General features: G+C 58.4%; 10 protein-coding genes. 5 read left to right on the plus strand and 5 right to left on the minus strand.

The window, feature by feature from the left end; genetic code table 11:
* Positions 1–563 precede the first annotated feature (563 nt).
* The 3 genes from AR456_RS14460 to AR456_RS14470 form a co-directional block, all read right to left on the minus strand.
* Positions 564–1,778, minus strand: a complete 1,215-nt coding sequence (locus tag AR456_RS14460) for a metal-dependent hydrolase family protein (RefSeq protein WP_021818647.1) — start codon at positions 1,776–1,778, stop codon at positions 564–566.
* A 46-nt stretch (positions 1,779–1,824) separates the two neighbouring features.
* A complete protein-coding gene (locus AR456_RS14465) occupies positions 1,825–3,216 on the minus strand; it encodes a sodium:solute symporter family protein (RefSeq protein WP_021818646.1) in 1,392 nt (463 codons plus the stop codon).
* Positions 3,217–3,330: 114 nt separating this feature from the next.
* Complete coding sequence (locus AR456_RS14470) at positions 3,331–3,915, minus strand: TetR/AcrR family transcriptional regulator (RefSeq protein WP_021818645.1); 585 nt, start codon at positions 3,913–3,915, stop codon at positions 3,331–3,333.
* A 391-nt stretch (positions 3,916–4,306) separates the two neighbouring features.
* On the opposite strand from AR456_RS14470, the gene AR456_RS14475 reads away from it, so the two are divergent.
* From AR456_RS14475 to AR456_RS14495, 5 genes are all read left to right on the plus strand, one after another.
* Positions 4,307–4,546: a hypothetical protein gene (locus AR456_RS14475; RefSeq protein ID WP_021818644.1), complete on the plus strand. Its 240-nt coding sequence runs from the start codon at positions 4,307–4,309 to the stop codon at positions 4,544–4,546.
* 11 nt (positions 4,547–4,557) lie between these two features.
* On the plus strand, positions 4,558–6,084 hold the full coding sequence (locus AR456_RS14480; RefSeq protein WP_021818643.1) for a sodium:solute symporter family protein: 1,527 nt from the start codon (positions 4,558–4,560) through the stop codon (positions 6,082–6,084).
* A 104-nt stretch (positions 6,085–6,188) separates the two neighbouring features.
* Complete coding sequence (locus AR456_RS14485; protein ID WP_021818642.1) at positions 6,189–7,001, plus strand: FadR/GntR family transcriptional regulator; 813 nt, start codon at positions 6,189–6,191, stop codon at positions 6,999–7,001.
* Between the two features lie 43 nt (positions 7,002–7,044).
* Complete coding sequence (locus AR456_RS14490; protein WP_021818641.1) at positions 7,045–8,319, plus strand: Zn-dependent hydrolase; 1,275 nt, start codon at positions 7,045–7,047, stop codon at positions 8,317–8,319.
* The gene (locus tag AR456_RS14495; RefSeq protein WP_202903936.1) at positions 8,316–9,725 is read left to right on the plus strand and encodes an amidase; all 1,410 of its coding nucleotides are present in this window, start codon (positions 8,316–8,318) and stop codon (positions 9,723–9,725) included. The genes AR456_RS14490 and AR456_RS14495 overlap by 4 nt, the downstream gene beginning before the upstream one ends.
* A 10-nt stretch (positions 9,726–9,735) precedes the next feature.
* Here the strand turns inward: AR456_RS14495 and AR456_RS14500 are convergent, their stop codons facing one another.
* Complete coding sequence (locus AR456_RS14500; RefSeq protein ID WP_162148478.1) at positions 9,736–11,301, minus strand: alpha/beta hydrolase; 1,566 nt, start codon at positions 11,299–11,301, stop codon at positions 9,736–9,738.
* Positions 11,302–11,603: 302 nt separating this feature from the next.
* Positions 11,604–12,554 (minus strand): bile acid:sodium symporter family protein, encoded by a 951-nt coding sequence (locus tag AR456_RS14505; protein WP_021818638.1) that lies wholly within the window; start codon positions 12,552–12,554, stop codon positions 11,604–11,606.
* Positions 12,555–12,609: the final 55 nt, after the last annotated feature.

Raw genomic sequence — 12,609 nt, forward strand, 5'->3', positions numbered from 1 at the left:
CCACCTCAACGCTCCTGTCTATTTTTTGCGAAAACCCTCAGCAACCAGTGATTAAAAATCTCAGAAACAAGCAGCAAAGGTGCATCTAATACTCATGAAAACACACTGCTGAAACCACCGCTGCACGGGACTTATGCCTCTCAAACCAGGCATCAGATTGCTGCCCATAGGTCAGCATGATTCATAACACTATGCACTGGGTATTCACTAAGCCTTCTTTTGCGCATGGCCTTCTTGTGTCCAACAGGTTTCGAGCCTGGTTAACACTTTGTTCGGGATCAGTATCAGGCAATACACATGCATCTATTGCAGGGCACAGAGCTGCAGAAAATCACTGATTGGTAGGTGATTCACACCCACTGGACGAGTGTGATGAAAATCGATGGCCAAAGCCTATGAGGGACAGCAAACCAGCCTCATTGGCACGAGTACTGACCGATGGAGCGAAGCTGCCGGAGAAACCGGCTACAGATGTATGCTTCATCTGAAATTCCGGCTTCCTCCGGCAGGTTTTCCGAAAGGAAGATTCTTGCGAGGTAGGAAATGTATCGGTGGTACAGACTCTAGAGCGTAATCTGGCGTCCGCCCTTGATCACCGCTTTCAGGGTCTTCTCGGGATATTCCAGCACCCCCAGGTCCTCATCCGGACAACCATCCCACAAGGCCAGATCGGCCAGAGCGCCCGGCTGGATCACCCCCAGGCTTCCTTCCCGATCAAGCAAACGTGCATTGACCGATGTTGCCTGCCGGAGCACCTCAACCGGCGTGAACGCCTCACCACGCAGGGCGAACTCACGCATCTGGTAACGCTGCATATCACCGAGAAGATCGCTGCCAAGCCCGACCTGAACACCGGTGTCGCGCAGCAACTCCAGCGCATCAAGGCCTTGTTGGCGAACATCCTCGACCTTGGCGCAACTGACTTCCGGCAGCCCCATCTCGCGACCATGCTTTGCCAGAGCTTCGTAGGTGCTCACCGTCGGCACGATAAAGGCGTCCTTCTGCCTGGCCAGCTCACAGCTCTCACGGTCTATCAGGTTGGCATGTTCGATGGAACGTACCCCGTATTCCAGGCAACGCGAGATCGCCTCAGGGATATAGGCATGCGCCAGGCAGTACTTGCCCCAGGCATTGGCCTCCCAGACGATGGCGCGAATCTCGGCCTCGGTGTACTGCAGGACATCGATTGGATCCGACGGTGATGCTACCCCGCCCCCAGCCATGATCTTGATATGGTGAGCGCCTCGGCGCAGTTCATCACGGGCCGCATGCTGGACATTCTCGACCCCGTCTGCGATGCGCGAGATGCTGGTCGATGCGCCACAGCCGCATATACAGCCACCCTCGAAAGGCGTCCAGTCACCATGGCCACCAGTCTGGCTCAACGCCTTGCCGCAATAGAACAGTCGCGGCCCATCGATCAGCCCTTCCTCAATCGCCTGGGCAAGCCCATAGTCTGCGCCCGCAGCATCCCGCACGCTGGTAAAGCCACGACGTAACATGGCGCGCAGCGAGTGATGGGCAAACTGCGCCACATAAGACGGTGCCATCAAGTCGACCTGACGCAAACTGGCATGGGCGGCGAGAACATGAACATGTGCGTCGATCAGCCCTGGGGTCAGCGTCGCCCCCTTCGCATCAATGACCTCGGCGGACGCAGCACTCTCCCGCCCACTGGCCACAGCGTGGATCCTGCCATCCTCGACCATCACGCTCTGGTCATCCTTGACGGTATCGTTGACACCATCGAACACACGGCAATTATTGATGATCAACATTGCAGACTCCTTTTTGCGGTTGTGTCTGAAGACGATTGCTCCGGAATTACTGTGACGCCTCAGCACGCTGATTGCTTGACGGACTCAGCAGGCTGACGACGACCAGCATCAATGTCGCCAGGGGCATCGCTACCAGCACGCTGTTCCAGCCCAGAGGTTTGCCCAGGGCGATCTCCCAGATCAGAGTGACGATGCAGCCGGTCAGCATCCCGGCCAATCCGCCCCAGGCCGTGGCACGCTTCCACAACAACGCCGCCAGCAATGCGGGGGTAATCGCTGCGCCATACATACCGTAGGAATACATCTGAATCGCCAGCACGCTGGGGAAGAAGGCACCAAGTACATAGGCGCCAACGCCAAGCCCGGCAACACTGATACGGTTGAAGCCCAGACGTTTGTTTTCGGGGATCTTCGCGCCGAACAAACCGCCAACGATGTCTTGAGTCAGGTTCGCCGATGCCGACAGCAGATAAGAGTTACCAGTGGTCAGAATCAGCGCGACCACCGACGACAGCAGGAACGCACCGAGGAGGCCAGGCAGCCCCTGCTCGGCCATTACCAACATGGCAGTATCCGGATTGATATCCGGGAACATCACGCGTGCGCTGCAGACCAGGATCACGATCATGGTAATGCTGATCACGCCGCTTACCAGGAAGCCCATGGCTGAGCGTTTCGCCGTACGACCGTCAGTCGCTGCAGCAAAGCGCTGGAACAGATTCTGATCTCCCAGCAGCAACAGAAACAGCGGCAGGAAGAAGCCTATCGCCTGCCACAGGCTGAGACCACCAGTCCAACTCTGTTGCTCAGTCGGCAAGGCGGTATACATCGCAGATAGCCCACCCAGTTGGCTGAGTACCAGCGGCACACCTATCGCCATGCTGACGAAGATGATCAGGGCACTGATGAAATCAGTGTAAGCCACTGATACCAGCCCACCCAACGTAGCCAGTATGGTGATGATCACCGCGGAAATCAGTGTGCCCTGCCATGCAGGAATGTCGAAGGCCAGGTGCAGTGCGTAGCCACCGCCAATGAACTGATAGGAAACGATGCCGATATAGGCCAGCAGGATGATAATCGAGGCCACAGTACGTGCATGGCGACCATAGCGCCGCTCGATCAACTCAGGGATGGTGGTTGCCTCGGACTCACGAATACGTTTGGCAAGGAACAGATACATCGCCATCGCCCCGAGTGGCGTCCCGGCGAAGAAGAATACCGCCGCGCCAGGGCCATTCTGGAACACAAAGCTGGCCCCGCCGATCACCGATCCCGAGCCGACAAAGGTCGCCAGCAGAGTTCCGGTCAGGACGAAGAAGGGCAATGAACGTCCCGCCACCAGAAAGTCGGTGTCATTACGGACCTTGCGTTTCGAAAAGTAGATTCCTGCAAGGACCATCAACACCATATAGAGCAAGAGTACTGTTGCATACATCGGACATGCCTCCCCTGGAGGTTGTAGTTATTGGCAATGGTTGTGCTGTGTTGTGTGATTCAAGATGTGTGATGACAGCTGTGTTGTGGGGGTGGTATCGACTCGATAGCCGCTTCAGCGCGCCAGCTGCTGCGCGAGAATTTCCTTCCATGTCGTGAGGAGTTCGTTGAAGTAGGAGCGGTCTTCACGGAAGACGCTTTGTGTCCCCATGCCGCGCAGCAGATTCATGGTCAGGTTCATCAAGGCCTGAGCACGTTCAGGCGCCAGCTCAGGAAAGAGCTGCTGCCAGATGTCATTCAGTCGGATATGAAAGTGCCGTACCAGCGGTACCAACGCAGACTTGAACTCTGCTTCGTGACGCGCCTTCAAGACGATTTCCAGCGTCACCATGTACAGCTGGCCACTCATGATTCGCCAGATTTCATCGAGGCAGTCATCGACACTCATGCGACCGGCATGCACATCGTTCACCGCGACCTGTAGCGTCTCGACGAACTCGGCCAACAATACCTCCATGGCCAGAGTGATCAGCTCATCCTTGTTGGAGAAGTGGTGGGTCAGCGCGCCCTTGGAAACATCGGCTTCGCTCGCCACTCTGGCGAGGCTGAGATTATGGAAACCATCACGTTCCAGACAGATCAGAGAGGCTCGCAGAATCTTCTCGCGAGTGGCCTGGCTTTTCTGTTGCTGCCATTTCATGGGCATTTCACCGGCGGTCTTGTTGTATTGAGTCAACCGTTTTGATGTCTCAACATAACGCCTTATAAAAAAACCGTCTAGTCTGTTTTTTTAAAATCCACGCATCCCAAGCGCCTTCCACTGGTGCTCACATGGGAGCGCACGCTCCGCTTCACGCCCCCTACTGGGGTCAAGCCTGACGAACGCCAGGTCGAACCAGCGCCATCATCCTTGCCATGCTCTGACAATCTTGCCTTGACAGGCTGCTCTTGAACTCCTATTGATATATTTATTCGTATAAATACAACAAATGAAGCATTGCCAGTCTGTTCTCGCCCGATGGCAGCCGTTATCGGGAAGTGCCCCGCCCCACCAAATCAAAGCACTCAATAAAAACAAGGGAGAATCTACGATGCGCAAGACCTTCACTACCCGAAAGCTGGTTATCTACGGAGGCCTGCTACTCGGCTTCATCATGCTGGAAAGCCCGCTGATCCTCGTCGCCAACCAGGTGGAGCCCATGATCATGGGGGTCCCCTTCCTGTTCGTCTGGAACCTGGTCTGGTGGGCCTTCCTCACGGTCCTGTTTCTGGTGGCCTATCTCACCAACTGGGGCAGTAAGTCCGTGTCCCGCTCACGGCGCGACGACTGAGGAGACCAACCATGACCGGAAGTATTCTGATAATCGCCGCCTTCATGATCATCCCGTTGATTGTCGGGCTGGTCTCCTCACGGCAGTCCCAGGGCACCAGTGAGGATTTCTTTGTACAGGGTCGAGCCATGGGCAGTGTTGCCGTGTTCTTCACGGTGGCTGCCACCTGGTGGAGTGCCTTCGCTTTTCTTGGTTCCAATGCCACCTTCTACACCAGTGGCCCGGTGTATCTGACCGCGCTGGCCTGGAATCTGCTGTTCGGCTTCATGTACTACTGGATCGGCAAGCGCGTCTGGTATCTGGGCAAACGCTTCAACTATCTGACGCCATCCGACCTGCTGGGCGACTTCTACAACAGTGAAGCCCTGCGGGTACTGGTTGCCGTCATCACCCTGGTATTCACCGTTCCCTACCTGCAGATTCAGCTCACCGGTGGCGCCTATCTCATCGAGGTCGCCTCGGGTGGTGTCGTCCCCTTCTGGCTGGCGGCATTGCTGTTCTACTTCATCATCATCGTCTACGTCTGGGTCGGAGGCATTCGAGCCATTGCCTGGACCGATGTCATCTACGGCGCGCTACTGTTCTTCGGCATGATGTTCGCGGGGTACTACATCTCCAGCCATGTTGGCGGGCCTACTGAGCTGTTTGCTCGGCTGGCTTCGACATCGCCACAGCACCTGACCATGCCTGGCCCCAACGGCAACATGGGATACGGCATGTGGTTCTCGCTGTTCATGATCGTCGCCATCGGCGCCTTCATGGGGCCGCAGATATGGTTGCGTATGTACTCGGTCAAGAGCGGTCGGTTATTCAACCTCATGCCCTTCCTGCTTGGGCTCGCTGCCTTTGCCTACTTTGGTTCAGTACTGACCGGCTACACCGGCGTGCTGCTCGAACCGAGTCTGGAAAATGCCGATCAGGTGCTGCCGGTAATGCTGATGAACTACGCCCCTTACCTGCTGGCATCACTGATCATGGCAGCAGGTGCCGCCGCCGCGATGTCGACCGCCAACTCCCAGATCCATGCCGTCTCGACAGTGGTGACGATGGATATCTATCAGCGCTATGTGAACCGCGATGCCAGTCAGTCACGCATTGTCCTCGTTGGGCGGCTGTCGCTGGTCGGCTTCTCGTTGGCTGCCTATATCCTGGCGCTTACGGTACCGGGGTTGCTGGTTACGATCGGTATTGCTGCTCTCGCGGGCACCGCTCAATTGATCGTGCCGACCATCGGTGCCATCACCTGGCGCCGTGCTCATCCCATGGCCGCCTTCTGGGGGTTGATCGGCGGTACCGCCTGTGTGCTGTGGCTGACCTACGGCGCCAGCGTCAGCAACCCACTGGGACTACATGCCGGCATCTGGGGCTTGATCCTCAACTCCGGTCTATTTGTCGTCCTCAGCCTCGCCCTGAAACGGCACGACCAGGACGTGGTGGATCGGTTTGCCGATGCACGCGCGGACTACACCGCGGAGTACCATCCTGAGCAATGTGATGGCGAGTCGAGTACTTTCCGTCGCACCAGCCAGGCACAGTAACTCTCGACAGATAACTCTCGACAGATAACTCTCAAAAGTAACTCTCGAAAAGTAACCCGCGACTCGGGGCCCGACACTCGGGCCCCATCCTCAAGGAGCAACATATGGTCCAGACGCCTTCTCCACGGCGCCGTCAGAAACTCGCTGAATTGATCAGTGATGACATCAAGCGCTGGATCGCCACCGAGGGAATGGTGGAAGGCGACCGCCTGCCCAATGAGCGCACGCTGATGGAGCTGTACGGTTGTGCCAAGGGTACCGTGCGAGAGGCTCTGAAGATTCTCGAGGTCGAAGGCCTGATCACGCTCAAGACCGGCCCCGGCGGTGGTGCCATTCTGCACACACCGAACATGGAGCCCGCCAGTCGCATGCTGCGGAACTTCCTCCACTTCCGCTCACTCGACGGCCAACAGGTATATCAGTTGCGCCGACTGCTTGAGGTCGAAATGGCGGTATCTGTTATCGGCCGTCTCAGCGAAGAGGATTTCGCTACCCTGGAAGCCAATATTCACAGCTGTGAGTGCATCCAGCCGAATGACGAAGACCATCGTCGTCAACGCTTTCTCGAGCTCGAGTTTCACAACTGCCTGGCTCGCGCCTGCCCCAACCCGCTGCTGGCATTCATGTGCCGTTTCCTCAACGACATGCTTCGCGACCTGGTGGTGGTCAAGAAAGCCTATATCCCGGAGCGCAAGCAGTTCGATGAGGCCAACCACAATTATCACCGTCAACTGGTGGACGCCTTTCGTGCCGAGGACAGCGAGCGTGTAAGCCAGTTGATGGCAGAACACATGCGTGATGCAGAAGGCCATATGTCGGCATTGGAAGCCGAGATGGCCGGCCAGATGCTGATCGCTCCCGATACCCTGGCTCAGGTGTCGGAGGACTCGCCGCTGATGCAGATGCTGCAGCGCTAGCGCTCCCCCTGATCCAACAATTCACCCGCTACGAGGACCAACAATGACAACCCTTCAGACGCCCCCGAAACTGGAACTTTCCACAGACAGCGAGCGCCTCTGGCAATCACTGATGGAACTGGCCAAGCTGGGCGCCACACCTAAAGGAGGCGTCAATCGCCAGGCGTTGACCGATCTCGATCGCCAGGCACGCGACCTGTTCATCGCCTGGTGCCGCGCCGAAGGGTGCAGCATCCGTGTGGACTCCATCGGCAATATCTTCGCCCGCCGCATGGGAGCAACACCCTCCACACCAGTGGTCATGACCGGCAGCCATCTCGACACTCAGCCCACCGGCGGCAAATACGACGGCTGCTATGGCGTGATGGCCGGTCTCGAAGTCATTCGTACCCTGAACCAACACGACATTCAGACTCAATCCGCTGTCGAGGTAGTGGCCTGGACCAACGAGGAAGGATGCCGCTTCCCACCGTGCATGATGGGCTCTGGGGTGTTCACGGGGCAGCTATCCGAGCATGAGATGCTGCATCAGACCGATGCCGAAGGTATCTCCGTATCCAGCGCACTGGATGCGATTGGCTACCGTGGCAGTGATGAGTTGGAACGCAATAACATCAAGGCCTATTTCGAGTGCCATATCGAGCAGGGACCGATCCTCGAGGACCAAGCCACCACCATCGGTGTCGTGGTCGGCGCGCTGGGTCAGAAGTGGTTCGACCTGACATTGACCGGTCGGGAATCCCACGCCGGACCGACCCCAATGGCGTTGCGCAAGGATGCCATGCTCGGCGCCGCCGAGGTCACTCAGGCCATCAATGCCATTGCCCTGCGCTATCAGCCACATGGTCGCGGTACCGTGGGAGCCATGCAGTTACATCCCGGCTCGCGCAATGTGATCCCCGGCGAGGTAAAGATGACCATCGATCTACGGCACTTCGATGCCGACATCCTGGCCCGAATGAGCAGCGAGCTACGCCAGGCCATCGAGGACAGCAGCCAACGTCACGGACTGACAGCAGAGCTCACTCCGGCAGCGGACTTCGCGCCCGAGCACTTTGCCGACAGCTGTGTGAACGCGGTACGAGCTTCCGCCGAGCATCTCGGTATCTCGCACCTCGATATCGTCAGTGGCGCAGGGCATGACGCTATCTTCATGGGCCGCATTGCCCCTGCGGGCATGATCTTCGTACCCTGCGAGAATGGCATCAGTCACAACGAAAGTGAGAACGCTACGGCCGAGGACCTGCACGCCGGCTGCAACGTGCTGCTTTACTCCATACTGGAGCAGGCAGGCCTTGCCGATGCGCAGGAGAAATGATGATGCCGAAAGCTGATCTCAAGGACGTCACAGCCCTGGATGCGCTGGATATGTTCCAGTGTGGTGAGCTGTCTCCGGTCGAACTGACCCGAGATTGCCTGCAGCGTATCGAGCGCGATAACCCCCACGTCAACGCGTTTTCTCACCTGGCGCCGGAGACTGCCATGCAGGCGGCCAGCGAATCCGAGGCCAGATGGCAGGCAGGGCGACCATGCGGACCGCTGGATGGCGTGCCGACCACGCTCAAGGATCTTACCTTGAACAGCGGAATGCCTACGCGCAAGGGCTCGGCAACGACCTCCGACACAGGGCCATGGAACCAGGATGCGCCCGTCGCCCGCCACCTCAAGGCCGCCGGAGCGGTGATTCTTGGCATGACGACCTCACCGGAATTCGGCTGGAAAGGCGTTACCGACAATCCCCTGCACGGTATTACCCGCAACCCCTGGAACACACAATTGACGCCGGGCGGTTCATCGGGAGGTGCAGCGGCAGCGGCAGCCCTGAACCTCGGTGTGCTGCACCAGGGTAGCGATGCCGGCGGCTCGATACGCATTCCCTGTAGCTTCACTGGTACCTTCGGCATCAAACCGACCTTTGGCTGGATACCACAATGGCCCGCCAGTGCCATGTCTACACTCTCCCACCTTGGTCCGATGACCCGCACGGCAGCGGATAGCGCGCTGATGATGAGTGTCATGGCTCAACCGGACAGCCGTGATGGCTACCAGGGCAACCCACGCAGCGTGAACTGGTTGGAACCAGCGCCGCAGACTCTCAAGGGTTGGCGTATCGCCTACAGCCCTACCTTGGGTTACGTCGATGTTGCCCCCGATATCGCCGCCCGAGTCGAGGAAGCCATTGCCCTGGTCAAACAGTTGGGGGCCGTCGTCGAGGAAGTGGACCCCGGCTTTGACAGCCCCCTTCAGACCTTCAATACACTATGGTTTGCGGGAGCCACTCAGGTGGTGGAAGCGCTGGAGGATCATCAGTTGGACCAACTGGATCCCGGCTTTCTCGATATCGCCCGCCGCGGACAGGAAATTTCGCTGTCCCAGTACCTAGCCGCACGGAGAGAACGAGAGCGGCTGGTGGCACAGATGCAGACCTTCCATGAAAAGTACGACCTGCTGATTACCCCCACCATGCCCCTTGCTCCCTTTGCCGCCGGTCACAATGTGCCACCAGGCGGTCCCTATCGCGACTGGATGGACTGGACCCCGTTCAGCTACCCCTTCAACCTCACCCAGCAACCCTCCGCATCGCTGCCCTGCGGCCTGGATTCTGGAGGGCTGCCAGTCGGACTACACCTGGTCGGCCCACGTTACGAGGATATGAACGTCATGCACGCGGCCATGCTGCTCGAACAGCATCTACCTCGCCTCACGCCTCCCCTACTGAAATAGGTATCACCATTCACTCATCAGAAGTCGGCATGAAGCGTACCAGCCGATCGGTGTCTGCTGTCGACCAATCCGCAGGATCCGCCACGGCCTGCCATGCCTGGGTATACTCGCGTGCCGAGTAATTATGTCCGTGGCCCGGCGGGACATTGCCGGCCGTCAGCATATCCATCATGACCTCGAAGAAACTGATGACGGGTACCCATTCGAACAGTGGGGAAACATCCGGGCCTCTCGGCGGTTTCATCCAGTTGGGTTCTCGCAGCCACATGCGTTCATCGAAGAACGAGATCGCATCCGATGGGTTGACGATATAGACGATACGCACCGGTCCCCACCCTCGGTGCAGCTCCTCGCCATCCTCCTGAGGACCAATGACCCGGATCAGCGAGCCATCCTCGAACTCCGGCTGCCAGGCCGGCGAGTCAGCATGGGGGTTGGCTTGAATTCTGCTCCACAGCGGGTTGCGGAAGGTCGGTCCAGCCCATATCGCGCCCTGAATGGGCGGGTTGATGAAGGCATACATCGGTGCCGATGTTTCCGAACCCAGCGACCCCAGGCTCAAGCCGAACAGATACAACCGAGGGCGTTCGGACACCGGCAGGCTTTTCCAATAGTCGTAGATCACATTGAAGACGATCGAAGCCGACTGCTGGGCCCGTCCAGGTTCGAGAATCAGCGAAAAGGGGCTGGGCAGATAGGAGTACTGCACGCCGACAATCGCCGTATCGCCTTCGAACATGTATTCCAGCGGCGCCAGCGCATCATTCTCCAGCCACCCAGTTCCAGTGGGCGTTGCGATAACCAGCAGTTCCCGTGAAAAGGCCCCCATGCGCCGCAGCTCCTGCAGTGCAAGCCGAGCCTGAGTCTCCGTGTCATCGGCAGCTCTCAACCCCACATAGGCGCGAATGGGTTCCATGGCTGCCTGTCCGGTGAAGGCGGCAATATCTTGCGCACGAGGCCCCTCCCCCACATAGCGCTTGCCGGCCTGGCCGAGACCATCCCAGCCAACCAGCGAATCCGGGCTTCCCGAGCGAGTTGAACGCGTGGGTGGACTAACACCGGGGGGGTCACTGATATCCACTGCTGCCTGAACCTGATCGAGCGCGGTGATGGCATAACTCACCAGAGTGCCATTGACTACATTGATCAACAGCACAAGGAACGCTGCCACACCAATTACCGACGCTATGCGTCGATGAATATAGCGCCTTGGCACCGCTGCCGCGGTACGTAGCGCCCATATCAAGCCAGCAACCAGCAACAACAACGAGGCTGCGACAGCGCTCGCGATCAGTAGAATCCGCACATAATAGATGCCTTCCACCGCTGGCATGCCCATCAGTTGCCGAGTGGAGTTCTGCCAGTCCGCCGCGTACCAGAGGTGATAGGCCAGATGTGTCAGCAAGGTAGCCAACAGTATGCCGAGAATCGCCGGTCGCCATCGATCACGAATCACTGGCAGCTCCATGAACCGCCACAGCCAGCTCATGGTCGATCCCAGCCAGTAGCCAAGGGCAAAGGACAGTCCGCTTAGAATGGCTTGATACAGCCATGGCCGGGGGACCAGTGACGGCATGAATGTCAGAGCACATAGCAGGCCGCCCAGGCAGAGACCCGCCAATGATGGGAAGTACCATTTATCCCGGATAGGCGTCTGGCGCGAATTCCTGAGGCTGGCGTGCTGGACCATCTATCTCCCTTCCCTGTGCGATAGGCTCTCGACGATACCTGACTGGCTCAGAAAGGAAACACCCCGGGAGTGACCAGCACAGTGATGGCACCGACAACCAGGGTGAGAGACAGGCCTGTTTTCAGAACGAGAAAGGCCGAGCACTGGCATGTGCTCGGCCTTCTGGCATTGTCAGAAACTGCGTCGGTTCAAGACCTGGCGGGATCCGTATCGAGGGACTCGTCGTCGACTGCGCGACGCTTCCAGTAACCGGCCAGTAACGAGCCGGAAACGTTGTGCCACACGGAGAACAGTGCACCAGGCAATGCCGAGGTCGCAGTGAAGAACTGGCTGGCCAGAGACACCGCCAGCCCCGAGTTCTGCATGCCGACTTCGATGGCAATCGTCCGCGAGGTGCGCTTGTCGAAGCCCAGCAGACGACCGACGTTGTATCCCCCTGCCAGACCAATGGCGTTATGCAGGATCACTGCCAGCGCCACCATCGGGCCGAGTGTGGCCAGGCGACCAGCATTGAGCCCGACCACAATGGCAATAATCAGCACAATCGCGGCCATCGCCAGTGTCGCCAATGCTGGCTCGACATTCTTGATCTGCTTGCCGAGGAAGTGATGGATCACCACGCCCAGCGCGATCGGCGCGATCACCAGCTTGGCGATGCTCAGGAACATGCCCCACACCGGAACTTCGACACTCTGGCCGACCAGAGCCCACGTCAGCAACGGCGTCGCTGCTACCGATACCAGCGTCGACACGAGTGTCATGGAGACCGACAGCGCCACATTGCCACCCGCCAGCCAGGTCATCACATTGGACGCGGTGCCCCCGGCAGTCGCGCCTACCAGCACCATACCGGTGGTCAGCTCGGGAGACAGTCCCAGCAACCACGACACCAGCAAAGCCGCCAGTGGCATGATCGAGAACTGCAGAATCAGACCGACCACAATCGGCAGCGGCGCGCGTATCACCCCGAGAAAATCATGGCGTGATAGCGTCAGGCCCATGGCAAACATGATGATCGCCAGCAACAACTGAATCTGGGCGGCCAGCCCGGTAAACCACTCTGGTTGCCAGGCGGCACAGAGCGCGAAGAGAATCGCCCAGACGGGGAACAAACGGTTGAGACGCTCGAAGATCGGCATTAGCAAGTCCTGAAATCGTACTTATTGGTAGCCTGCTATCTTGCGCTACTCACCG

Source organism: Halomonas huangheensis, from assembly GCF_001431725.1.
GTDB lineage: Bacteria > Pseudomonadota > Gammaproteobacteria > Pseudomonadales > Halomonadaceae > Halomonas > Halomonas huangheensis.

Coding starts and splice junctions, on each gene's coding strand:
- AR456_RS14460 (WP_021818647.1), bottom strand. CDS start 1,778: ATGTTGATCATCAATAATTGCCGTGTGTTCGATGGTGTCAACGATACC.
- AR456_RS14465 (WP_021818646.1), bottom strand. CDS start 3,216: ATGTATGCAACAGTACTCTTGCTCTATATGGTGTTGATGGTCCTTGCA.
- AR456_RS14470 (WP_021818645.1), bottom strand. CDS start 3,915: ATGAAATGGCAGCAACAGAAAAGCCAGGCCACTCGCGAGAAGATTCTG.
- AR456_RS14475 (WP_021818644.1), top strand. CDS start 4,307: ATGCGCAAGACCTTCACTACCCGAAAGCTGGTTATCTACGGAGGCCTG.
- AR456_RS14480 (WP_021818643.1), top strand. CDS start 4,558: ATGACCGGAAGTATTCTGATAATCGCCGCCTTCATGATCATCCCGTTG.
- AR456_RS14485 (WP_021818642.1), top strand. CDS start 6,189: ATGGTCCAGACGCCTTCTCCACGGCGCCGTCAGAAACTCGCTGAATTG.
- AR456_RS14490 (WP_021818641.1), top strand. CDS start 7,045: ATGACAACCCTTCAGACGCCCCCGAAACTGGAACTTTCCACAGACAGC.
- AR456_RS14495 (WP_202903936.1), top strand. CDS start 8,316: ATGATGATGCCGAAAGCTGATCTCAAGGACGTCACAGCCCTGGATGCG.
- AR456_RS14500 (WP_162148478.1), bottom strand. CDS start 11,301: ATGCCGTCACTGGTCCCCCGGCCATGGCTGTATCAAGCCATTCTAAGC.
- AR456_RS14505 (WP_021818638.1), bottom strand. CDS start 12,554: ATGCCGATCTTCGAGCGTCTCAACCGTTTGTTCCCCGTCTGGGCGATT.